The 21,228-nt window shown below is 39.9% G+C and carries 20 protein-coding genes and 1 other RNA gene; 9 read left to right on the top strand and 12 right to left on the bottom strand.

The features are described from left to right. Positions 1-107 precede the first annotated feature (107 nt). Positions 108-773, bottom strand: coding sequence for a deoxyribonuclease V (gene nfi / locus GSQ19_RS09320; RefSeq protein WP_011317674.1), 666 nt, complete (start codon positions 771-773; stop codon positions 108-110). 159 nt (positions 774-932) lie between these two features. Here nfi and GSQ19_RS09315 point away from each other — a divergent pair, with 159 nt between their 5' ends. Then, positions 933-1,424, top strand: coding sequence for a hypothetical protein (locus tag GSQ19_RS09315; RefSeq protein ID WP_011317673.1), 492 nt, complete (start codon positions 933-935; stop codon positions 1,422-1,424). Positions 1,425-1,658: 234 nt separating this feature from the next. On the opposite strand, the gene GSQ19_RS09310 is transcribed toward GSQ19_RS09315, so the two are convergent. Beyond that, positions 1,659-2,009: a histidine triad nucleotide-binding protein gene (locus GSQ19_RS09310; RefSeq protein ID WP_041456001.1), complete on the bottom strand. Its 351-nt coding sequence runs from the start codon at positions 2,007-2,009 to the stop codon at positions 1,659-1,661. 67 nt (positions 2,010-2,076) lie between these two features. Between GSQ19_RS09310 and GSQ19_RS09305 the strand changes: the two genes are divergently transcribed. After that, the gene (locus GSQ19_RS09305; protein ID WP_011317671.1) at positions 2,077-3,606 is read left to right on the top strand and encodes a YifB family Mg chelatase-like AAA ATPase; all 1,530 of its coding nucleotides are present in this window, start codon (positions 2,077-2,079) and stop codon (positions 3,604-3,606) included. 13 nt (positions 3,607-3,619) lie between these two features. Here the strand turns inward: GSQ19_RS09305 and GSQ19_RS09300 are convergent, their stop codons facing one another. The 3 genes from GSQ19_RS09300 to GSQ19_RS09290 all read right to left on the bottom strand — a co-directional run bounded on the left by GSQ19_RS09300 (position 3,620) and on the right by GSQ19_RS09290 (position 7,033). Then, positions 3,620-4,393 carry a hypothetical protein gene (locus GSQ19_RS09300; RefSeq protein ID WP_011317670.1) on the bottom strand — a complete coding sequence of 258 codons (774 nt, stop codon included), beginning with the start codon at positions 4,391-4,393 and terminating at the stop codon, positions 3,620-3,622. Between the two features lie 141 nt (positions 4,394-4,534). Beyond that, positions 4,535-5,812: a S41 family peptidase gene (locus GSQ19_RS09295; protein ID WP_011317669.1), complete on the bottom strand. Its 1,278-nt coding sequence runs from the start codon at positions 5,810-5,812 to the stop codon at positions 4,535-4,537. 177 nt (positions 5,813-5,989) lie between these two features. Then, complete coding sequence (locus tag GSQ19_RS09290) at positions 5,990-7,033, bottom strand: J domain-containing protein (RefSeq protein ID WP_011317668.1); 1,044 nt, start codon at positions 7,031-7,033, stop codon at positions 5,990-5,992. 496 nt (positions 7,034-7,529) lie between these two features. On the opposite strand from GSQ19_RS09290, the gene GSQ19_RS09285 reads away from it, so the two are divergent. The 4 genes from GSQ19_RS09285 to GSQ19_RS09270 all read left to right on the top strand — a co-directional run bounded on the left by GSQ19_RS09285 (position 7,530) and on the right by GSQ19_RS09270 (position 10,556). Next, on the top strand, positions 7,530-7,775 hold the full coding sequence (locus GSQ19_RS09285) for a ChaB family protein (RefSeq protein WP_011317667.1): 246 nt from the start codon (positions 7,530-7,532) through the stop codon (positions 7,773-7,775). 198 nt (positions 7,776-7,973) lie between these two features. Next, positions 7,974-8,546, top strand: a complete 573-nt coding sequence (locus GSQ19_RS09280; protein WP_011317666.1) for a GNAT family N-acetyltransferase — start codon at positions 7,974-7,976, stop codon at positions 8,544-8,546. 41 nt (positions 8,547-8,587) lie between these two features. After that, on the top strand, positions 8,588-9,817 hold the full coding sequence (locus tag GSQ19_RS09275) for an NAD(P)/FAD-dependent oxidoreductase (protein ID WP_011317665.1): 1,230 nt from the start codon (positions 8,588-8,590) through the stop codon (positions 9,815-9,817). 82 nt (positions 9,818-9,899) lie between these two features. Then, positions 9,900-10,556, top strand: coding sequence for an HAD-IA family hydrolase (locus tag GSQ19_RS09270; protein WP_011317664.1), 657 nt, complete (start codon positions 9,900-9,902; stop codon positions 10,554-10,556). 125 nt (positions 10,557-10,681) lie between these two features. On the opposite strand, the gene GSQ19_RS09265 is transcribed toward GSQ19_RS09270, so the two are convergent. Further along, the gene (locus GSQ19_RS09265; protein ID WP_011317663.1) at positions 10,682-10,876 is read right to left on the bottom strand and encodes a hypothetical protein; all 195 of its coding nucleotides are present in this window, start codon (positions 10,874-10,876) and stop codon (positions 10,682-10,684) included. Between the two features lie 458 nt (positions 10,877-11,334). Here GSQ19_RS09265 and GSQ19_RS09260 point away from each other — a divergent pair, with 458 nt between their 5' ends. Beyond that, a complete protein-coding gene (locus GSQ19_RS09260) occupies positions 11,335-12,228 on the top strand; it encodes a LysR family transcriptional regulator (RefSeq protein WP_011317662.1) in 894 nt (297 codons plus the stop codon). Positions 12,229-12,389: 161 nt separating this feature from the next. Then, entirely contained in the window at positions 12,390-13,127 is a 738-nt protein-coding gene (gene psb32 / locus GSQ19_RS09255; RefSeq protein ID WP_011317661.1) for a photosystem II repair protein Psb32, read from the top strand. An 86-nt stretch (positions 13,128-13,213) separates the two neighbouring features. Here the strand turns inward: psb32 and GSQ19_RS09250 are convergent, their stop codons facing one another. From GSQ19_RS09250 to GSQ19_RS09240, 3 genes are all read right to left on the bottom strand, one after another. Next, entirely contained in the window at positions 13,214-13,597 is a 384-nt protein-coding gene (locus GSQ19_RS09250; protein ID WP_011317660.1) for a DUF4346 domain-containing protein, read from the bottom strand. A 187-nt stretch (positions 13,598-13,784) separates the two neighbouring features. Continuing rightward, entirely contained in the window at positions 13,785-14,960 is a 1,176-nt protein-coding gene (locus tag GSQ19_RS09245) for a GNAT family N-acetyltransferase (protein ID WP_011317659.1), read from the bottom strand. Positions 14,961-15,013: 53 nt separating this feature from the next. Continuing rightward, positions 15,014-15,697 (bottom strand): RibD family protein, encoded by a 684-nt coding sequence (locus GSQ19_RS09240; protein WP_011317658.1) that lies wholly within the window; start codon positions 15,695-15,697, stop codon positions 15,014-15,016. 473 nt (positions 15,698-16,170) lie between these two features. On the opposite strand from GSQ19_RS09240, the gene GSQ19_RS09235 reads away from it, so the two are divergent. Then, positions 16,171-18,225: a sensor histidine kinase gene (locus GSQ19_RS09235; protein ID WP_153228497.1), complete on the top strand. Its 2,055-nt coding sequence runs from the start codon at positions 16,171-16,173 to the stop codon at positions 18,223-18,225. Between the two features lie 134 nt (positions 18,226-18,359). Here GSQ19_RS09235 and GSQ19_RS09230 read toward each other — a convergent pair whose 3' ends face one another. From GSQ19_RS09230 to rnpB, 3 genes are all read right to left on the bottom strand, one after another. Then, on the bottom strand, positions 18,360-19,487 hold the full coding sequence (locus tag GSQ19_RS09230) for a Gfo/Idh/MocA family protein (RefSeq protein ID WP_011317655.1): 1,128 nt from the start codon (positions 19,485-19,487) through the stop codon (positions 18,360-18,362). Between the two features lie 356 nt (positions 19,488-19,843). Then, entirely contained in the window at positions 19,844-20,572 is a 729-nt protein-coding gene (rnc, locus tag GSQ19_RS09225) for a ribonuclease III (RefSeq protein WP_011317654.1), read from the bottom strand. A 171-nt stretch (positions 20,573-20,743) separates the two neighbouring features. After that, positions 20,744-21,185: RNase P RNA component class A (gene rnpB, locus GSQ19_RS09220), an RNA gene on the bottom strand. Positions 21,186-21,228 lie beyond the last annotated feature (43 nt).

The following is a 21,228-nucleotide window of genomic DNA, read 5'->3' as shown; positions in this document are numbered from 1 at the left end:
TGTTTAGCTACTTCAACTTCCTTCTGTGCGATTCCTAACATGAGTAAGTAGTCGCAAGCAAGTTTTGAGAACAAACTTCAAAAAATTTATATGCTGGCTTGATGACTTTATCGGTTTGATGCTAGTTTATCAGCTACGCGAGTAGTTTCTGGTAGGCGGTATTTTGGTGTACATCGCAATACGTAGTCGATAGCGGTTGGTAAACTGATTTTATGTCCACTGGAAACATACACAGGCTTTACTCCTACACGGGTTCGTAAAACTGCACCGATAATTTCACCTCTGTGTATGAGTGGTTGCCAACTGCCTTTGGTGTCTGCTAATTCTTCATGTCTACCAATTAATAGAGATTTGGCTACACCAATTGTTGGGATGTTCAGTAGTACTCCTAAGTGACTAGCTATACCTAACCTTCGAGGATGGGCGATGCCTTGGCCATCACATAAAATAATATCTGGTTTTGTTTGAATTTTTTCTAGAGCGTCAAGTACTGCTGGTATTTCTCGGAAAGAGAGAAAACCAGGAATGTAGGGAAATGACGTAGGACGGTACGCTAGGCTAGTTTCGACAACTTGTAAATCAGGAAAACTCAGTACTGCTACTGCGGCACGGCTAATTGTGCCATCAGCTTCAAAACCCATATCAACACCAGCGACGTACTGCACGGGTTGTGTAAATTGGTCTTGTGTAATTACTTGATGTCTTAATTCTTCTTGAATAGTTATGGCTTCTTCCACCGTTAACGGCCAAGGATGAGGTTGGTAAATCTGCATATATAAAAATTGGTTGTAAATAATAATTTTAGCAATTTCAATAAATGTACGTAGCTATTTAAAACATTTGTGAAATTTTTAACTATTGTTGGTTACGTTAGTAAATAGGGAATCTTAAGAATAAAGAAATTATTGCTTAATTTTCGGCTGTACTTGCTTATGTCACAGGAAAAACTTGTAAAACTTGCTAAACGAGGCAATACTCAGGCGATCGCATTTTTGATGAATCGTCACCTAAAGCCCAAAGGCATCACGGCAAAAGTTCTCCTGAAAGATGCTTGCTTGCAGGTAATGCTGGAATCTACCAAAGTTCCCAATCAACAATCCTTAGTTGCATTTGTGCATAAAGGAATTACCAGTTTAGGTACTGGGTCTATTGAGAGAGTAAAAGTGTATGGACGGCAAACAGGCGAAGAGTTGCCAGCTTGGACTGAAGAATTTGAAGTAGGGAAAATAGAACCAGTAGATGAGCCTCATATTGTCACTGTTTCTATTACTTTGAACGGTGATATGGAATGTGGATTAACAAGTCAGAATTTTGAAAGTATCGCTAATCAAATGACAAAAGATATTTTGTCATCGTGTAAAAATTATTTAGTTCAAAAAGTCAGTATAAGTAATGGCGTATCTGTAATTACGCAAGAACGCTAGTTTTTAGATATTTAATACCAATTCTCTATGAAGTTGCACCAAATATAAGTAGAGACGTTGTATGCAACGTCTCTACAGTACAGGGTAAAGTGCATCTATGGCTACGCCAGGCAGGCTACATCAAGAAACGGTATAACTCCTTTAATTAGACATATTTTTTACAGAGTATTAAGTCTTGTAGTACTTGATTTTTATCTATTAATCGCGTCTAGTGACGCGATTAATAACTGTATATCAACCAGGAGGCCATGCCATTAGTCGCCCACCTAGAATATGTAAATGCAGGTGGTAAACTGTTTGCCCTCCATCATTGCCATTATTGATAACAACACGATAGCCATTCTCCAGTCCAGCTTTTTGGGCAACACGTTTGGCGGTTAACAAAAGATGTCCCAAAAGAGCGTGGTCATGAGAATCTGCATCAGACAGTTTGGCGAGGGGTTGTTTAGGAATGACCAGGATATGTACTGGTGCTTGGGGATGTACATCTGTAAAAGCTAGGGCTAAATCATCTTCATAGACGATATTGGCGGGAATTTCTCGGCGAATAATTTTACTAAAAATGGTCTCTGTGGTTTCACTCATGCGGTTATAAGAACTCATCTGCTAGAGATTCTAAAGGGTTATTGTTCACATAAGAAAGATTTAGCCAATGCTTGCTAGAGTCTGGAGTGCATCAATTGTCGGCATCGATGCCGTGAAAGTAGGCGTAGAAGTCGATATATCGGGGGGTTTGCCGGGAATTGTGGTTTTGGGGCTACCAGATTCAGCCGTTCAGGAATCAAAAGAAAGAGTCAAAGCAACTCTCAAAAATGCGGGTTTTGCCTTTCCAATGCGGAAAATAGTGATTAACTTGACTCCAGCAGACTTACGCAAGGAAGGCCCCTGTTTCGATTTGCCCATTAGTATAGGAATTTTAGCTGCTTCTGAACAGGTTAACCCTGACTTGTTAGGAGATTATCTTTTTTTGGGTGAAGTTTCTCTCGATGGCAGCTTACGTCCAGTAGCTGGGGTTTTACCGATCGCTGCTACTGCGAAAAAAATGGGGATTGCAGGCTTAATTGTACCTGTGGATAACGCTCAAGAAGCTTCTGTGGTGGAGGGTTTAGCTGTGTATGGCTGCAAGAATGTGTCTGAGGTTGTGGATTTATTAAATCACCCTAGCAAGCATCAACCAGTAAAGTTAGAGGAATCACAAGAACTCACACCAGTATTTCATGCGATCGCCGACTTAAAGGACGTAAAAGGACAAGCTCATGGTCGTCGTGCTTTGGAAATTGCGGCGGCTGGCGGACATAATCTTGTGTTTGTTGGACCTCCTGGTAGTGGAAAAACCATGTTAGCAAGGCGCTTACCTGGGATTTTACCACCTTTGAGTTTTGCTGAAGCCTTGGAAGTAACTCGCATTCACTCTGTGGCTGGGTTGTTGAAAAATCGGGGTTCCCTAGTGCGCGATCGCCCTTTCCGTAGTCCTCACCATTCAGCCTCCGGGCCTTCTCTGGTCGGTGGCGGTGGTTTTCCCCGTCCTGGTGAAATCTCCTTATCACACAGAGGGATTCTTTTCTTAGACGAGTTAACAGAGTTTAAACGTGATGTTTTAGAATTTCTCCGCCAGCCTTTAGAAGATGGTTATGTCACCATTTCTCGTACTAGACAATCTGTAATTTTCCCTGCACAGTTTACTTTGGTGGCGAGTACCAATCCCTGTCCTTGTGGTTATTACGGTGATACCATTCAACAGTGTACCTGTTCCCCCAGACAACGAGAGCAGTATTGGGCGAAGCTTTCTGGCCCGTTGATGGATCGAATTGATTTGCAAGTGGCTGTCAATCGCTTGAAACCAGAGGAAATCACCCAACAACCTACAGGAGAAGAGTCCGTTTCTGTGCGGGAAAGGGTACAAAAAGCACGCGATCGCGCCATTAATCGCTTTCAAAAAGAGCCTAATCTGCGTTGTAATGCCCAAATGCAGAGTCGTCATTTGCAAACATGGTGCAAACTAGATGATGGTAGTCGCAGCTTATTAGAAGCGGCGATAAAAAAACTGGGTTTATCTGCCAGAGCAAGCGATCGCATTCTGAAAGTCTCTCGGACTATTGCAGATTTGGCAGATGAGGACGAGCTAAAACCTAATCATGTAGCAGAAGCGATTCAGTATCGGACTATAGACAGAATGCAGTAAAACTATCAATTAGTTAAAACAATTTGAATCTTGTTAGCTGGGTTTCAATAGCTCCTGTGAGAATTTTATTTAGTTCTTTGCTGTCTCGAAATGGCAAGATTTGTTGTGTGGGTAGGTCGAAAGGAAATTTCCCTTCTCCTTGATAATCTGGACGTTGCAGATGTGCTAATAAGATTTGTTCTGTCCGCTTGCTTTGAATGGCGTAGCCAATTTCTACACAAACATTAGGGCTAGGAATTAATTGTTGTGTTTGTTGACCATCAATGCTGGCAATAGGTGTAGTGTCTGCAATAAACAATAAACTTTTACGTAATTTTCTCAAAATAGTGCGATTTAAACGCAAGGGCGCGTCTTTGGGGCGAGATGATTCTACTAATGTCAGTGGGATACGCGATCGCAAGTTTAATTTTTCTACACTCTTTTGCAGTCCTTCCCTGAGAAGATCACTAGCATCGGCGTATTCAGTTTGATAGGAAAAGAAAATCGTTGGTTCTAACTGAGCTAAAACTGTCTGCTTGGTGAAATAAATTTCATGGCTAATTAAATCTATGTTGGCTACACAGTAGCTACCACTACCTTCAACATAAAATTCTACATTTTCTCCCTCCAGATACCGCCTAAACCAAGTGGAATGTTTAACCGCATCACTATCTTCTAAAAAGTCTGCACGTAATGCCGCTCTCAGCAAGCTTTTTTTACTAAGACGAATATCTGGCGGCCGTTTTTCTAGTTCAGAAATTGGTTCATAATCCTGAAGATACCATGCTCTGAGCGCAATAATTGACATAAGGCGCTATGTTTAGTTGTCTAAAGGGTTTGTTGTATTGCGTATAAGTTTACACGGGGTTTTGAATATTTCTCTAATATTTACTAAGTGTTTACAAACACTGTTCATCCTCTAAGCAGAATCAGCAGGAGACAGCGAAAATCATAATGCTTTAAGTAGAGTCTCTATTGCTTTTTGTTTTTGCGGGTCTACTCCTTGTGCATATTCCAAGGAAAATGGAACGTTAATATCTGGGGTAACACCTTTACCTTCTAATCTTTGATTACCGTTGAGAAAAACATCCGCGACTGCTACGTAAACCAAGCTGCCATCCTGCATAATATAAGGACGACCAGCAACCACGGCTCCTGTTGTTTTAGTGCCGATGACTTGCCCAATCTGATTTTGTTGAAAGTTAAACGCCAGAATTTCCTTACTGCTGCGGCTTCCTTCGTTTACCAACATCACTACAGGTTTTTTCCATTGATAATTATAGGTATATCGTCGGCCGTTACGTTGAACGTGAGTGACACTGGGACTTTTTTCAGCCGTGAAAATGTTGAGATAACTAATATCTCCCCCTCCCCATCCATCTCGGAGATCCAAAATTAACCCATCGGCGTTTTTCAGGCGACCATAGATTAGCTCATTCTGGAGCTGTTGCTGATACGGATCGGCTGCATTTGACCAGATGTGGACATAGCCAATTTTTTTATTTTCTTGTTTGAGGATCTCAATGCTAGCCATTTGAGCCTCCAAAAACATTGTGCTGGCATCAAACATTTTCGGTACTATGGTAATTTCTTGGCGACTGTTTAATTGAGGCGATCGCTGGATTAATATTTTGACTGTTTGCCCTGCTTTACCCACAAAGGAGCGTATGGGGTAATATTGATTACCATCTACACTAATAACCTGGTCACCTACTTTTAAGCCATCCTTGTCAGCAGGACTTTCATCTAAAATAGAGCTAACAAAAGTCTTACCATTGATTTCTTTAGTAAATAAACCAATACCGGAGTATTCAAATTTACCGTTAGGAAAAAACTTTTTTAATTCCTTCGGTAACTCCATGCCTTGACCATAAAAAATGCCTAAAAGTTGATAGTAAGCCAGATCATCTTGAGTATAGTAACGGGTGTGGGAAGTTTTGAGTTCAGACAACATTTGATTGAAAATAGCAGCAACCTCTTGATCCGACTTGGCTTGTAATACTTCAGGCTTATACTTTTCTTTAGTTATTTGCCAATTGACTCCATTCATTTTTGGATCATAAAAATTATCATTTACTGTTTGCCAAACTTGCTCAAAAATCCGAGTCTCAGGTTTAGCTAGCAATGGCAAAACTGGCGAATTTACCCATATAGTAGGCAAAATAAAAATACTTAAAGAAAGTGCCAGAAGTAAACGCTTGAACAGTAAAAATAGAGATTTTTTCATCGGGATTTTGACTGTTAATTTAGGAATACCACAACAATGGATGAAAATGTTCCAATATGAGTTCCATACCTAAATACAAAATTTAATATACTTAACTGACAGATCAATATCTGAGAGTCTATATTTTTCTCAAATGAATAAAATGTAACTGAAGAAAATAGGCAAGAAGATGTTAATTTAAAATATAATCACACCATCTAGTTCTGACAACATTTGCTCAAGCATATCTTCCATCATTTCTTGTTGTAAGGAAGATAAACTTTCTGGCCCATTAAGAAATTCTTTGATAGTTATTTTCTGCGCTTTAAAATCCTTAACAAAATCACGAATTTCTGTAACTAAGTTAATTTGTATTTCCATCGATTCCAACATTTGGGCAATAGGATCTATGCCTTGTTTCGCCGCTTTGCGCGCGTCGGAAACCATTACACCTTCAGGTGTATTTTTCACTACACGTAGTTCTTTCTTTAAATTTTCATATTGAGTTATCAAGATTTCATTTTGCTGTGCTAAAGTCTTACATTTTCTAGTTAAATCATCTTCACTATTATGATCAATAAGCTCCCCTACCTGATGCTTGTGCTCAATTTCCAGAAGTCTTGCTAAATCGCCTTCTTGGTAGGCTTTATTAATTTCCTTCATAATTTCTGTATGATTTATCTGCGTTTCACTATCTTTTACCTTATCAGGATGAAATATTTCAGCTAACCTCAGAAATGTCTGACGAATTTTTCTCGATTCATCTGTTCTATTTACAGGTGAAAATCCTAATTCCTGTTGTGTTTGTCCATATTGACTTTGGCGTGATTTATTTTCTTGCTGAGATTCATCAAAAGTCTCATCGAGTTCTATCTCTGGCTGTCCGCTCTCAAATTTTGGACTGATTATCCCAGTCATCTGGAGATTAAGATAAACTGCCTTTACTTTCTTCTCAGTTTGTTTACTGAATTTTCTAGTAGTAAAAATCTCTGCAAATAGAGTGTGTATTTCTTTATCTAGCTCTGATATTTTGGTAAATCCAGGACTGGCTCGATGGAATGTTTCTGTTGCTAAAGAACGCATCCGTTCAATAAAATTTTTCAGTTCAGTGCGCTTACTTTTAATCTTTTTCAGTAAGGCTTGATGTTCTTTTTCTAGTCCTGCCAAGCGGATATGTAGCTGAGAGAGAGCTAATGGTGTTGTATCCGTAGTATGATATGTGGATGAGGTTTTGCGAGGCATAGGAGATGCAGGTCAGTTTTAGATTTTAAAGCGTCTGTTTTTTGGGTTAATACCCATCGACTATACTTTCTAAATAATACATGATCTATAACAATGAGTTACAGCAGAGGTATCTATGTTAGAGGTATTCATTTACAATCATTGTTTGTCTAATCAATAATTGAATATTCACGTATCTATTTTAGAGGAATTTAATTTTAATAAAAAGAGCAATTAATCTTATATTTAAAGAATTTATTAACATATTTTACACCGTGAAAATTGCCATTCTACCTCAGCGTTTAATTTACTAAAATCCATGAATTGGATAGGATGGATATACTCTGATAATCTTTTTGATTTATTGATATTAATCTCACTATTTTAATTCAACTGAACTTAAGTCTATTTGATTAATCCCCAAGAAGGGTATTTTACATCTCTACTTACAGAAAGAGGCAAAATTACTAATCAATCTTTTAACATAAACTAAAGTTAGATTGAGTGGAGTGGAATTATGCCTTATCAACAAATAAGTGAATTACCTCAAGACATTAGAGAACAGTTACCAGAACGCGCTCAACAGATTTTCTTTGCAGCTTTTAATGCGGCTCAAAGTGATGGTTTGAGTGAAGAAGGTTCGGCTGATGTTGCTTGGAATAGTGTGAGAAATGAGTACAAACAAGGTAACAATGGTCAATGGCAAAGAAAAGCCGAAGACTCAGCAATACATCATAAATCTATCACAACAGGTGGTAACTAAACATAATTTGTCATCCCTAAGAATTTACGGCTAGGCTAACACCTCCGTAGATTTATTGGTAGATTTTTGTTGTAAAAACCAAAACCAACGTAATTCGTAATTAACTTATTTAGGGTTTTAGATTCCAACCAATGGAAAACCACTAATTCTATAATTGAGTGGATTAAGCCTGAAGATTACGAATTACGATTTTTTATTATGTTGATTCAAAAAGATGAACTGAGTATTCGTCTCATGGAAGATAGCGAATTAGACTATCAGTTAATAGCAAAATGGTTGACCGATGAGCAAATACTACAGTTTTATGAAGGCAGAGATAATCCTTTTAACTTAGAAAAGGTTATAGAAACATACAAACCCATCATTATAGGAAACGAGCCAGTTAAGCCTTGCCTTATCAGTTATAAAAATACGAAGATTGGCTATTTACAGTACTATTCAGTTGCCGACTTACCAGAGATAGATCAACAAAAATACTGTCTAGATAATACAGATAAGGTCTATGGCATCGATTTGTTTATAGGAGAACCCAATTATTGGCATCGGGGGATTGGTGCCGAAATATTAAGAATGGTTGTAAGGTATATTTTTGAAGTATTCTTAGCTGCTCTGATTGTGATTGATCCCCGTGTTGACAATATTCGTGCTATTCGGTGCTATGAGAAACGTGGGTTTGTGAAAGTCAAGTTATTACTCGCTCATGAACTGCATGAAGGAAAGTACTCGGATTGCCGACTAATGGTCACTGAGGGAAATAAATCATTACACTGAGAGTTAGTTGCCTTACTGGGATAGAATGTCCCATAGAATTTATGACCGAACAGACTAAGAGAATTGTAATTCTGGGTGGAGGCTTTGGCGGTCTCTATACAGCTTTACGCTTAAGCCAATTACCTTGGGAAACTCAGCAAAAACCAGAAATTGTACTGGTAGATCAAAGCGATCGCTTTCTATTCTCCCCCTTATTGTACGAATTACTCACAGGAGAACTGCAATCATGGGAAATTGCACCCCCTTTTATTGAACTTCTCGAAGGTACAGGTATACGTTTTTATCAAGCAGTTGTTTCTGGTATTGATATCGACCAACAACGGGTACATCTGCAAGATGGACCAGAAATCCCTTACGATCGCTTAGTTTTAACACTGGGTGGCGAAACACCATTAGACTTAGTTCCTGGTGCCACATCCTACGCCTATCCTTTCCGTACTATTGCTGATACCTATCGCTTGGAAGAACGTCTGCGAGTATTGGAAGAGTCAGATGCAGAAAAAATCCGTGTCGCAATTGTTGGTGCTGGTTATAGTGGTGTTGAGTTAGCTTGTAAGTTAGCAGATAGACTAGGGGAAAGAGGACGCTTCCGTCTGGTGGAGATCAGCGATCAAATTTTACGCACCTCCCCAGATTTTAACCGCGAGGCTGCCAAGAAAGCTTTGGATGCAAAAGGTGTGTTTATTGATTTAGAAACCAAAGTTGAGTCAATAGGACAAAATACTATCTCCCTAGAGTACAAAAATCAAGTGGATACCATTCCCGTAGATTTGGTAATTTGGACTGTGGGTACAAGGGTGACAAACGTAGTGAAAAGTCTGCCTTTCAAACAGAACCAGCGTGGTCAAATCACCAATACACCAACTCTCCAAGTTCTTGACCATCCAGACATTTTTGCTCTGGGAGACTTAGCCGACTGTATTGACGCTGAAGGTCAGCAAGTACCTGCTACCGCACAAGCCGCTTTTCAACAAGCAGACTACGCCGCTTGGAATATTTGGGCTTCTCTGACTCAACGCCCCCTATTACCTTTCCGCTACCAACAGTTAGGGGAGATGTTAGCACTGGGTACAGATAACGCCACCCTTACAGGTTTAGGAGTTAAATTAGATGGTTCTTTGGCTTATGTTGCCCGCCGTCTCGCCTACTTGTATAGATTACCAACCCTAGATCATCAACTAAAAGTTGGTTTTAACTGGCTTGTACGTCCTATTATAGAAACAATTTACTCAGCAGTGGATGCTGTGAATGAAAAGGGTACTAAGTATTAGGGATTGCACTTTCTTGCGCGGACACTTTCGCGCAGGGAAGTCAATGACCAATGACTAACATTTATAATTTGCAAGCACTTTAATGGAAAGGCCTAAAGTTATTTTTGTGGATGCTGTGGGGACACTCTTCGGCGTTAAGGGTAGTGTCGGAAAAGTTTACAGTCAAATAGCCCAAGAGTTTGGTGTAGAAGTTGCACCGGATATTGTGGATAAAGCATTTATGGAAAGTTTTAAAGCGTCGCCGCCACCTATCTTTCCTGATGCTGACGCTGAAGACATACCACAACGTGAATTTGAGTGGTGGCGTAGAATTGCTCTAAATACCTTTGAAAGTGCTGGTGTTCTGACCCAATTTGCTGATTTTTCCAGCTTTTTTGGTGAACTATATATTCACTTTGGGACTGCGGAACCTTGGGTGATATATCCTGATGTTGTGCAATCCTTAAGCAATTGGCAACATATAGGAATTGAATTAGGCGTTTTGTCTAATTTTGATTCACGGCTGTACTCAGTTTTGCAAAGCTTAGGTTTGAGTCACTACTTTTCTTCGGTAACTATTTCCACTCAAGTAGGTGCAGCAAAACCTGATCCCAAAATTTTTGCGATCGCTCTAGAAAAACATAATAGTTCTCCTGAAGAGGCATGGCACATTGGCGATAGCATTGAAGAAGATTATCAAGGAGCAAAAGCAGCCGGGTTAAGAGGTGTTTGGATTAATCGAGAGAAAAGTTATAACTGAAAAATCAAAAATACAAAAAGAGCGGATAAATACATTTTTTAATGTATTTACCAACTCAAGTTTCAACTATGGCAAGTATGCAAAAAACCACTAGGGCTATTTCTATAGGAAATATTTAAGCTCAATTATCGTGATTCAGTTCCTTGATTGGGGCTACCAGCAACATCATCTTCACCCGGTGATTCTGGTTTAGCACTATCTCTCGCGTTAGACTCAGCAGCAGTGCCAGTTTTACGAATCTCTTCGTTGAGGGGAGTTTGGTAGCCCCCAGAAGCTGTAGTATCTTGACTATTAGACTTTGCTTTTTTCTCTTCAGACATAACTCATACTCCTTTTTTTATTCTTGCCCATCATTTTAATAAAATAATATTGGTGATTTTATCTACCTAAAATCTAGTAATTTCTCTTTTGTGTCTCTATCGAAAGTATTGTTTAGGATTACTGATATACATTTACCTAAACCCTCAAAATAGGCGTTTACTACAAAGTATAGAGAAAATCGAAATATGATTTTTACAAGTTTTTATAAAATATTTTGCAAATGCTGCTGGAAATGATCTTTGCCAAATATGATAATGGTTGCTGTTTATCTGTCTTGAGGCTGTAGACAACCAATATAAGCTTCCATAGAATTAAATATAACATTTGCCTAACTAATAGAAGCTTAACAATATTTCGATTAGTAATTAAATATGGTTTTCAGAAATCCAAGATAACTGGGACTTTCTTAATTAGCCATCACTAATTATTTATGAAAAAGTTAACTGTTTAATTCCCTATGAAGATTTCCCAACTTCGCGCTGTAGTTGCAGTAGCAGAGCGTGGTAATTTTAGTGAAGCAGCTTTAGAATTACAGCTGACACAGCCGGCGGTTAGTCATGCGATCGCTACTTTAGAAGAAGAATTGGGTATACCTTTATTTGCCAGAGGTCGTCATGGCGCTGTATTGACACCAGTCGGAGAGCGAATTTTACATCATATTCGCCAAGCCATGCAGCACTTAGAAATGCTACAGGAAGAAGCCAACATCCACAAACATTTATACGGTGGTTGTGTAAGAGTCGCAGCTTTTCGTTGTGTAGCCACTCATTTATTACCAAAAGCGATCGCTCAATTTCATGATCAATTTCCCGAAGTTAATGTCACAATCATCGAATGTCTTTCTTGTCTTGACGTAGAACAGTGTTTGCGTGAAGGTCGTGCTGATATAGGTGTTACTTCTTTACCCACTAGAGATGAATTTACAACATGGGAAATTCTCAGAGATGAATATATTGCTTTACTACCACCAAAAGCCCAAGTTAATAGTTGCCACCTCACATGGGAAGATATCGCTAGATACTCACCAGTCATAGTGTCTCATTCAGCTTCTGAAAAGTCCCTTAATCAAAACCTCAAACAGTTAGCACCTTTTATCAACATTACCAGTCATATTCCAGAAGACTCCATGATTGTTAACATGGTTCATCAAGGATTAACAGCAGCAATTTTGCCTCATTTAGCAGCAATACCAATTCCCCCAGGCGTACAAGTTCATAGTTTACCAAAGCCTTTAGAAAAAGTAATTTGTGTAGCTATTAGACCTCAGTCACTCCAGATTCCATCTGTATTTAAATTATTAGAAATGCTCAAGGATTTTGATTTTCCGACTTTAGCTAAATGTACTTTTTAATTTGTAATTAAAAATTATAAATGACTTCTCTAAGAGGTTGTTTTAAAAGTGGTAAAATGTGATTTTAATAACTTGTTGCTCACCCCTAACCCCCCTTAGAGGGTGATCTTGACATTAGTTATGTAGTATTTTTGTGCTATTCGTACTTATGGAATTATCCAATGACACATATCCTCCAACAAGTTTTTAGGATGAAAAAACTCTTCATCCGGCTGATATTGCCTTTTTTGACTATTATTCTAGCTGCATCGCTATCTAGCTCCCCCGCACTAGCTTCAGGAGTGTATCAAATACCAAACCTGACAGCAGGTGATTCTACATGGGTATTAGACCAAGGCGACGTAATTAGCCGAATCAATGAAGGTGCAATTAGCAGCAGCTTAGAGAACTTAGCAAAACAAACAGGTAAGGAAGTCAGATTTGTGACTATCCATCGCCTAGATTATGGGGAAACACCAGAAAGCTTTGGTCAAGCACTGTTTGAAAAATGGTTTCCTAACAAAGAAGCTCAAGCAAATCAAATTTTGTTAGTACTGGATACCGTGACTAATGGTACTGCAATTATTACTGGAGATGAAGTCAAGCCTTTACTCACAGATGCCATTGCCAACAGCGTGGCTGAGGAAACCTTGGCTGCACCCTTACGAGACGGTAATAAATATAATCAGGCATTTTTAGATGCCAGCGATCGCCTAGTTGCTGTTCTCTCTGGTCAACCTGATCCTGGCCCCCCACAAATCGTTGACAAAGTACAAGTAGAAGGCACATTCAAAAAAGCCGGAGAAACCGATAAAGGTAACGCCACTGCTTGGGTGGTAGGACTTTTAATTGCTGCTACCATCATTCCAATGGCAACTTACTACATTTACCTAGCTGTTCAACCATCATCTGAAGGCTAGGTTTAGGAGATAGGGAGTAGAGAGTAGGGGAAGAATGATTTTCTCAATGATGCTCTAATCCCTACTTATTACTCCTTACTCCATACTTAATCTTGCACGTACTCTTGCCCTGCTACCAAAGCGACTTCAGCACGGACAAATTCACGACCTAAATAAGCCGCATGGTCTAACATAGTTACGGGACAGGGCTGAGTTTCTTCAAAAATTTTGACACAAAGTTCCTTGGCTGTTCTTCCAGCAAAAACAGTTGTATAAGTTCTTTCTACCTTCCCTCTAGCAGGAATTACTTTGCCTGTTTCTGGGTCTACTGCTAAACCACGTTCGTCAATGATATTTGTAAAATGCTTGGCATAAATCAAGCCAGCAGTTTTATCTATATAGATAATGAAGTACCCGTTTGGGTCAAGGTCAATATGACGCTGAGAAAGTTTATTATCTAGGGCAGCTAAATCTTCAACTATCAAATCCATAAGCTTTAAAAATTAAATTTCTTTATTCAGGGATTTTACACTCCATATCAAGTGTAAATCTTTATTAGTTACCCATCACCAGCAATCATCAGTATTTAGAGTCAAGCAGCAGGAAGAAATCTGGGAACAGGAAAAGCAAAAAAGAAAACTATGCGCCGTTGACAACTGACAACTGACAACTAACTATTTACTTTTGACTAAAAGGTAACTCTGCATTAATGGCTGCAATTTCCTGCTCTTCTAATTGATTCACTTCATTAATGTAAGGGCGTAAAATTTGTCCTAGACGACTATTATAAAAGCGATGGAGACTATAATTAGGTGCAGCCGGAAAACCGCGACGTTTTTTATGTCTTCCGCCAGCGCCAGGATCAAAACTTTGAATACCATTAGCGATCGCCCACTCAATTGGTGCATAATAGCAAGCATCAAAATGTAAGCAATCGATTTCTTGAAAACTGCCCCAATAACGACCATATAGGCGATCGTCTTTAAACAAACAAAAAGACATCCCCAGAGGCTGACGGGGATCTTGCTCGTGATAAGCAGGGAAAAACACGACCCGATGGCGATAGTTATGGTGTAACTGCTCAAAGAATTGCTTTGTTAGATACTTGCTACCCCACCAACCAAACTTGTCACAAGTATCAGCATAAAACTGATACATCAAAGGAAATAAAGACTTAGGGATGGCATCACCCGTCACGGCTTGCAGTTGTAAACCCGCCTTTTCTACAGCTTTACGTTCGCGCTTAATATTACGACGTTGATTAGCATTGAACACCGTCAAGTAATCATCAAAATTCTGAAAACCTGAATTTTCCCAAATAAAACTATGGTGCAACCAAGCTGTGAACCCTTGTTTTTCTAGCACTGGTTGCCATTGGGGATCAACATAGAGAAAATGGCAACTAGAAATATTATGTTTGACACAGAAAGAGTCAATTTCATGCACCATCATGGCAGTAATTTCCTCTTCATCTTCCCCATCGGCAATTAAAAACCGATAACCTTCGGCTGGGGTGAATGGTGTCATACCCAAGAGTTTAGGGTAATATTGTACCCCAATACGCTCTGCTAACTCTGCCCACTGGTGGTCAAAAACAAACTCACCATAGCTATGCCCTTTAATATACAGTGGAGCCACAGCAATCAATGTTCTATCTCGCCACAGTGTTAAGTGATTTGGTAACCAACCAGTTTTAGCTGTAGCACTGTGAGAAGTTTCCAAATTATTCAGCCAATCCCACTCCAAAAAAGGAGTTTTGAGTGGTAAAGCTAAAGCATCCCAAGCATCTTGGGGTACTTCAGCGATTTTGTTAATCCAAACGCTGGAATAGCGAGGCTTGAGTTGTTCAACCATATTTGGGGATTGGAGATTGGGGATTAGATAGACCAATGACTAATTTAATTCATCTACCGTTGTAGCTGATAGTGGAGAAAAACTTCGTGTTCCACTTTTTTTACTTCTAGAAGTTGAAGATGGGGAGCTAGTTGTGATGTGAATCCTTTACCATCCACAGGTGTGGGTGCAGTCACACCGCCTAAAATTAATGGACAGACGGTAAGCCAAAATTCATCTATTAAATCCAATTCCAGCATAGAAGCTACTAATGCTCCCCCACCTAATACTAACAATCGTGCTATTTGTAGTGATGTTAGTTGTTTTAGGACTGTGATAGTATCGATTTCTCCTGTTGGAGTTTCAAAAACCAGAATTCGCTCAAATTCTGAGCGTCCTTGCCAAAAATTCTTGCCTAAATTTGTTGTAACTAACCAACGCCTAATTGGCTGCTGAAAAAACCTAATTTCCGGATTGAGGTTAGCAGAATGTGTAATCACTATATGAATCGGTTGGTCAGGCTTGCCTTGCTGTTGGCGTTGTTGCAGCAGAACTGTATCTGATACGGTCAATGTTGTACCATAAGCTCGGAGAGTGCCAGCACCTATTAAAACGGCATCAGAGGCAGCAATTTGTTCTTCCAGATGTGTTTTATCGACACTGGTACCAAATCTAGCAGGCGATCGCCTAAAATCTGCTATCTTGCCATCTGCACTCATTGCCAAAACTACTGTGGTATGAGGACGGTGTTGCACCATAAGGTTGGTTTGATCGTCGGAAATGATGCCAGAAACAAAAGTATCATAACTTTACATAAACGCTTAAATAATCTGTAAGCTGTTTAAATTTTGCATTTTCCCTTCCTGGGTAGGCGCAAGCTTAGGGACTTCCGTAACATAAATTATTCAATCACGTTTTCCCTCTCCCCTTTGCTCCCCACGCCTTGTCCTCCACCTGCATAAAGTTGGGAATAGGATGAGATATTTTTGAATGGGAAGTCTCTTACCCGTGGGATATTGCGTCACTTGGTACTGGATCTATATGCAGCACAAGTTTCCTTTACATCTACTCTGCTTAAGTTTTTGTATATTACATTGCTTTTTGTATATTAAATATTTGATACTTTTATTTCCTGATAACAAATTTATGATAACTTCATAAATGTCTCCTTTAGCTAGTTTAATTGCCCGTGTTTTCTGTTGTGATGTGCAGTTGCGAAGTGAGACGCTAGATGCCTAGTAACGGTCAATCATCCTTTCGACGTATTTTAGTAACCAGGATTTTGCTCTTGTTTGTCCCGGTGTTGTTTGTTGGACAGATAGCGGCGTTGAATAAGGCACGCTCTAGCTTACTAAAAACTGCGCGACAAAATCTCACAGAAAGTGCTGTCATCAGAGGAGAGAGAATTCTCAATGCGATCGCCACTCTTAAAACCAACTTACTAACCGCCAGCCGCACAACAGTTGTACAGTCTGGTTCTCCAGAAGAGATAGAAGCATTTCTGACACAGCTAGTACAAGCACTACCCAACTATATTGAATGCTTGCAACTAATTAACTGGCAAAATGGTGAAATCGTTGCCAGTAGCTGCGGTAAAAAAGAAATTACTCAATTTGGCCCGCTTCTACCAAGCGATAGCGTAGAACTGAGAAGCATCGCCCCCCCAAAACCTGGAGTGACAGGCCCACGTAATCCCCAAGAGCAATTACAATTACTACTCACTGCTCCCGTATATGATAAGTCTGGGAAATTGCGATATGCTTTAAATCTTCAGTCAGCATTATATAAACAAACTCGTAATCAACCAGGTTCACTCACTGGTTCCACCATAGTCATTGCTGAAGATGGGACAATATTAGCTCACCCCTTATCTGATTTAGTGGGAACTAATATCAAAGAACACTCAGATGCAAAGCAAGTACAAAACATCATCAAAAATGCCATTGCAGGACGTAACGAGCCAATCAATTTAATTTTCAATAATAAAAAAGAATTAGTAGCAGGTTATACAGTAATTGACAGTCCCACAACAATACAGCCACAGCAGAAATGGATAGTCATGTCTGTGACAACTGTAGAAAATGCTCTATTTGGCTTAGAAGAAATCAAACTCATCCTCATTGTTTTAACAGTTGGTTTAATTGGTGCAAGTTTAGTAGCATCTTTGTATCTAGCACCTTACCTAGCTAGTCCTGTGGAAGAATTGCGCGATTATGCTTTAAACATTCATAGCCACCATACATCGAGACGAGTCCCCGATAACTTCAAGATTCGGGAGTTTAACCAACTAGCACAAGCAATCGACCAAATGGTTGATAGGCTTAAAGTTTGGTCAGAAGAAATCGAGACGGCATGGAAAGACGCAAAAAGTGCTAACCAAGTTAAAAGTCAGTTTTTAGCTACCACCTCTCACGAATTACGCAACCCCTTAAATATCATTATCAACTGCGTACGTTTAGTTAAGGATGGCTTGTGTGATAATCGAGAAGAAGAAATAGAATTTCTTCAGCGTGCAGATGAAACAGCTATACATTTACTAGGAATTATTAACGAACTACTTGATATTTCTAAGATTGAGGCTGGGAAACTTTCTGTAGTTAGCCAACCTTTAGATTTGCGGCAAACACTTTTAGAAGTAATCAATTTACAGTCAGTCAATGTTCAACAAAAAGGCTTGCAACTGAAAACCAACTTAGGCACAGAACCCATTCCCGTAAAAGCGGATGCAGCTAAATTAAAACAAGTATTAATTAATATAATTGGTAATGCTACTAAATTCACCGATGAAGGTGGTATTAGTATTGCGACAACCATTCAAACTCGAATTGATGGTAAATCGCAAGTGATGGTTAGTATTACAGATACCGGTTTAGGAATTGAACCTGCTCAACAACATAAACTATTCCGTCCCTTTGTGATGGTGAACGGTAGCACCACACGAAAATTTGAAGGTACAGGCTTGGGATTAGCTATTTCACGCAATTTAATTGAACTTATGGGTGGTACTATCACTTTGGAGAGTGCTGGTATAAATCAAGGTACAACAGTTAATATTACTTTGCCATTGATTGACATCTCTTTATTAGGTTTATCAGCCACAGATAATAATAAAAACCAGAAAAATTCAGAAGGAGATGAGGAAATTAAGGGAACTGATTCCTTTTCCTCTAACCATCCAGAAGCAATACCTTTAGATTGTAATGAAAACTACGGCTCTAAAAAAACAGAGTTAGAAGAGTATACTGATCTAGAGCGGGTTAATCTTTTTGTAATTCATAATTCGTAATTCTTAATTGATTAAGCTATGATGCTTTTAAATTAACGTGAGTCTCCAACGGAGGCGCACCTGGGAAACCTGGGATGGAGAGGGGTTTTTAAATTTTTTTCGTGTTGTAGTAGTTGTGTAAATTATTATAAATTTTATTGAAGAGAAACAGATTGGCCGCTTTGTTGGAGAGATGTAGTTAGAGCAGAGAGAATTTTGACTAACTCTGTACCTACCCAACCAGAAGAAATGCTTGGGGGTGTATTCTGGAGAACAGAAGTAATAAAGCGATCGCAAACTCGTTGTAAAGGTTCGCCGGCTTTGAGTTCTAATACTTCTCGGCTTTGATTTACAGGCAAAAATAGATTTCCCTGACGTTCAAATTCACCATGCAATAAAGTCAATTGTGATGATGGTGACATTTCATCAAAAATTAAAGTGCCAAGGCTTCCTACCACCGCCAGACGGCGCTGTTTATCATTATTCAACCAGCACAGGTGAATATACGCCTTAAAACCATCTGGATAAGTTAACGTTACCCAAACTAAATCGGCTAATTCTGGGGACTGAGGACTGGGGACTGGGGATTGAGGATTGGGGATTGGGGACTGGGGCGAAAATCTTGCAGTCAGTTCTCCCCCTGCCTCCCCTGCCCCCTGCCCCCTGCCCCCTGCCTCTTTCCCCTCACCTTGCAGCCAAACTGTACCCGTCGCCTGTACACTTACAGGTGCTTTACCTAACCAGTTGTTAAAGATGGCGATATCATGGATGGCTAAATCCCATAAGGCATCAACATCTTGACGGACAGGGCCTAAATGGGTGCGTGTAGCATAGCCGTAACGTAACTCACCTAATTTACCAGCCTGAATGACAGTTTGACCTTCCTCAACGGCTGGGTGAAATAAATAGGTATGATCCACCATGAGTATTAATTGCCGTCGCTCTGCCAATTGGCAAAGTTCTTGGCATTCTGTAGGGTCTAAGGTTAGGGGTTTTTCTGCCAGAACATGATAGCCTTGAGCCAGAGCATCTTTAATTAAAGCGTAGTGAGTGGTAGCTGGAGTAGCGATCGCTACTGCTGTTAATTCTGGCACTGTTTGTAAGTCAGACCACTGGGTGGTTAACAGGACACTTTCAGCCAAATTAAACTGCTGCTTGACTACCGTTAACCTTTCTGGATGGGGGTCAACTATTGCCACGACCTCCGCTTGCGGATGTGCTAAAAAATTCCGCAACAAATGTACTCCCCAGCGTCCTACCCCGATAACAGCGATTTTAGTCATTGGTCAATAGTCAATAGTCAATAGTCAATAGTCATTGGTCATTGGTCATTGGAAACTGGTTTTTTTATACACAGCTTAATAACAGATATGCTGGGTGAACTAAGCTATTACGCATTTAAATTGTATACTTCGCACTCAGGTTGTCAAAGGTCCAAAGTCCACAGTTAAAGCTAGCCTTTGACTCTGGACTCTTGACTATGGACAGCCCTGACGTAAGAATATTTAATCTGGGTGCGTATCAGCTTATCTCTTATGTTTGTTATTAGTTAATAGTCACTGGTAAATGATGAAGCGTCAATAGTTACGTGTAATTGCCTTTGACTATGGACTATGGACTATGGACTATTGACAAATGACTATTGACCACTCATTTCTTCTGGAGGAGTGATAGCCAAAAATGCTACTTTGGCGGCGGCTTGTTCGGCGGCTTTGATAGAGCGTCCTTTACCTTCACCGAGTTTGTTACCGTGTAACCAAACTTCGGCGGCAAAACGTTCTTGGGTGCGGTTTGCCTGATTAATTTCGACGACTCGATATTCAGGTAACACCTTAAATTGTGCTTGCGTCCATTCTTGTAGCGCGGCTTTGTAGTTGAGTCTGGCGGGGTCGAGGCGAATTTCGGCTGCTAGTTGGCGAAAGTGATGATCTAACCAAGGGCGAATGAGTTCTAGATTAGAAGTGCTGAGATAAAGCGCACCTAAAACAGCTTCAAAAGCATCTGCTAATCGGGACTCCTGACCAATTTTGTCACTGGTGGCACTGCCAGCAACCAATAAATGTAATTCTAAACCATATTCTCTGGCTAACTGGGCGAGGATGCGATCGCTCACTAATACTGAACGAATTGCCGCAAAATCTCCTACAGGGCAATCAGGATAAGTCTCCCATAGCATCACAGCAGCCGCTAATCTTACCACTGCATCACCAACAAACTCCAACTGTTCATAATTGGCTGATTCAGACACAGTAGGATGAGTCAATGCCAAATCCAGCAATTCCCACTTAATGGGTGCTGTTGTTGGCAGACCTAATTTTCTTACTAAACTTTCAAGTTGCCTTTGTCGGCGGGGATACACAAGAGTCATTTGTTAGTTGTCAGTTGTCAGTTGTCAGTTGTCAGTTGTCAGTTGTCAGTTGTCAGTTGTCGGTTGTCAGTTGTCAGTTGTCATTGGTCGTTCTTTTGACTAATGACTAATGACTAATAACTAATGACTAATAACTCATAACTATTGACTATTGACCAATGACTAATAAAGAGGAGAGAGTTGGTAGTAAGCCGGGTTCTGTTCTCTGTGTAAATTGCTTTACACGAGGGCGATTATCTATCTGGGACGTTTGTTACCAAACGCCTCTAGCGGCTCTCTGATAACGGAACTGGTAAAAGACCAACCATAGTTCCTTCGGCCTTGCTCCCAACCGGGGTTTACCGAGCCAGTACCTCTCGATACTGCTGGTGCGCTCTTACCGCACCTTTGCACCCTTACCAAAATTGAATTCATAACTAAGACTCAAAATCCAAAATTATTCATTTTGAATTTTGAATTTTGAATTTTGAATTGTTTTGGCGGTATTTTTCTGTGGCACTATCCTCACGATCGCTCGCACTGGAAGTTATCCAGCAAGTCTGGTCTTTCGGGAGTCCGGACTTTCCTCAAATCAGTTAAACTAACTGGTCTGCAACCGCCAACGCCTACTCTCTCCCTAGCTCCAGTGTAATCTTGGATGGTGTCTTGTGTCTGTT

The sequence above is a fragment of the Trichormus variabilis 0441 genome (genome assembly GCF_009856605.1).
GTDB classification, from domain to species: Bacteria; Cyanobacteriota; Cyanobacteriia; order Cyanobacteriales; family Nostocaceae; genus Trichormus; species Trichormus variabilis.
Note: the sequence above shows the minus strand (reverse complement) of the source record. Positions and strands in the feature narration are given on the sequence as shown.

Coding starts and splice junctions, on each gene's coding strand:
- nfi (WP_011317674.1), bottom strand. CDS start 773: ATGCAGATTTACCAACCTCATCCTTGGCCGTTAACGGTGGAAGAAGCC.
- GSQ19_RS09315 (WP_011317673.1), top strand. CDS start 933: ATGTCACAGGAAAAACTTGTAAAACTTGCTAAACGAGGCAATACTCAG.
- GSQ19_RS09310 (WP_041456001.1), bottom strand. CDS start 2,009: ATGAGTGAAACCACAGAGACCATTTTTAGTAAAATTATTCGCCGAGAA.
- GSQ19_RS09305 (WP_011317671.1), top strand. CDS start 2,077: ATGCTTGCTAGAGTCTGGAGTGCATCAATTGTCGGCATCGATGCCGTG.
- GSQ19_RS09300 (WP_011317670.1), bottom strand. CDS start 4,393: ATGTCAATTATTGCGCTCAGAGCATGGTATCTTCAGGATTATGAACCA.
- GSQ19_RS09295 (WP_011317669.1), bottom strand. CDS start 5,812: ATGAAAAAATCTCTATTTTTACTGTTCAAGCGTTTACTTCTGGCACTT.
- GSQ19_RS09290 (WP_011317668.1), bottom strand. CDS start 7,033: ATGCCTCGCAAAACCTCATCCACATATCATACTACGGATACAACACCA.
- GSQ19_RS09285 (WP_011317667.1), top strand. CDS start 7,530: ATGCCTTATCAACAAATAAGTGAATTACCTCAAGACATTAGAGAACAG.
- GSQ19_RS09280 (WP_011317666.1), top strand. CDS start 7,974: ATGTTGATTCAAAAAGATGAACTGAGTATTCGTCTCATGGAAGATAGC.
- GSQ19_RS09275 (WP_011317665.1), top strand. CDS start 8,588: ATGACCGAACAGACTAAGAGAATTGTAATTCTGGGTGGAGGCTTTGGC.
- GSQ19_RS09270 (WP_011317664.1), top strand. CDS start 9,900: ATGGAAAGGCCTAAAGTTATTTTTGTGGATGCTGTGGGGACACTCTTC.
- GSQ19_RS09265 (WP_011317663.1), bottom strand. CDS start 10,876: ATGTCTGAAGAGAAAAAAGCAAAGTCTAATAGTCAAGATACTACAGCT.
- GSQ19_RS09260 (WP_011317662.1), top strand. CDS start 11,335: ATGAAGATTTCCCAACTTCGCGCTGTAGTTGCAGTAGCAGAGCGTGGT.
- psb32 (WP_011317661.1), top strand. CDS start 12,390: ATGACACATATCCTCCAACAAGTTTTTAGGATGAAAAAACTCTTCATC.
- GSQ19_RS09250 (WP_011317660.1), bottom strand. CDS start 13,597: ATGGATTTGATAGTTGAAGATTTAGCTGCCCTAGATAATAAACTTTCT.
- GSQ19_RS09245 (WP_011317659.1), bottom strand. CDS start 14,960: ATGGTTGAACAACTCAAGCCTCGCTATTCCAGCGTTTGGATTAACAAA.
- GSQ19_RS09240 (WP_011317658.1), bottom strand. CDS start 15,697: ATGGTGCAACACCGTCCTCATACCACAGTAGTTTTGGCAATGAGTGCA.
- GSQ19_RS09235 (WP_153228497.1), top strand. CDS start 16,171: ATGCCTAGTAACGGTCAATCATCCTTTCGACGTATTTTAGTAACCAGG.
- GSQ19_RS09230 (WP_011317655.1), bottom strand. CDS start 19,487: ATGACTAAAATCGCTGTTATCGGGGTAGGACGCTGGGGAGTACATTTG.
- rnc (WP_011317654.1), bottom strand. CDS start 20,572: ATGACTCTTGTGTATCCCCGCCGACAAAGGCAACTTGAAAGTTTAGTA.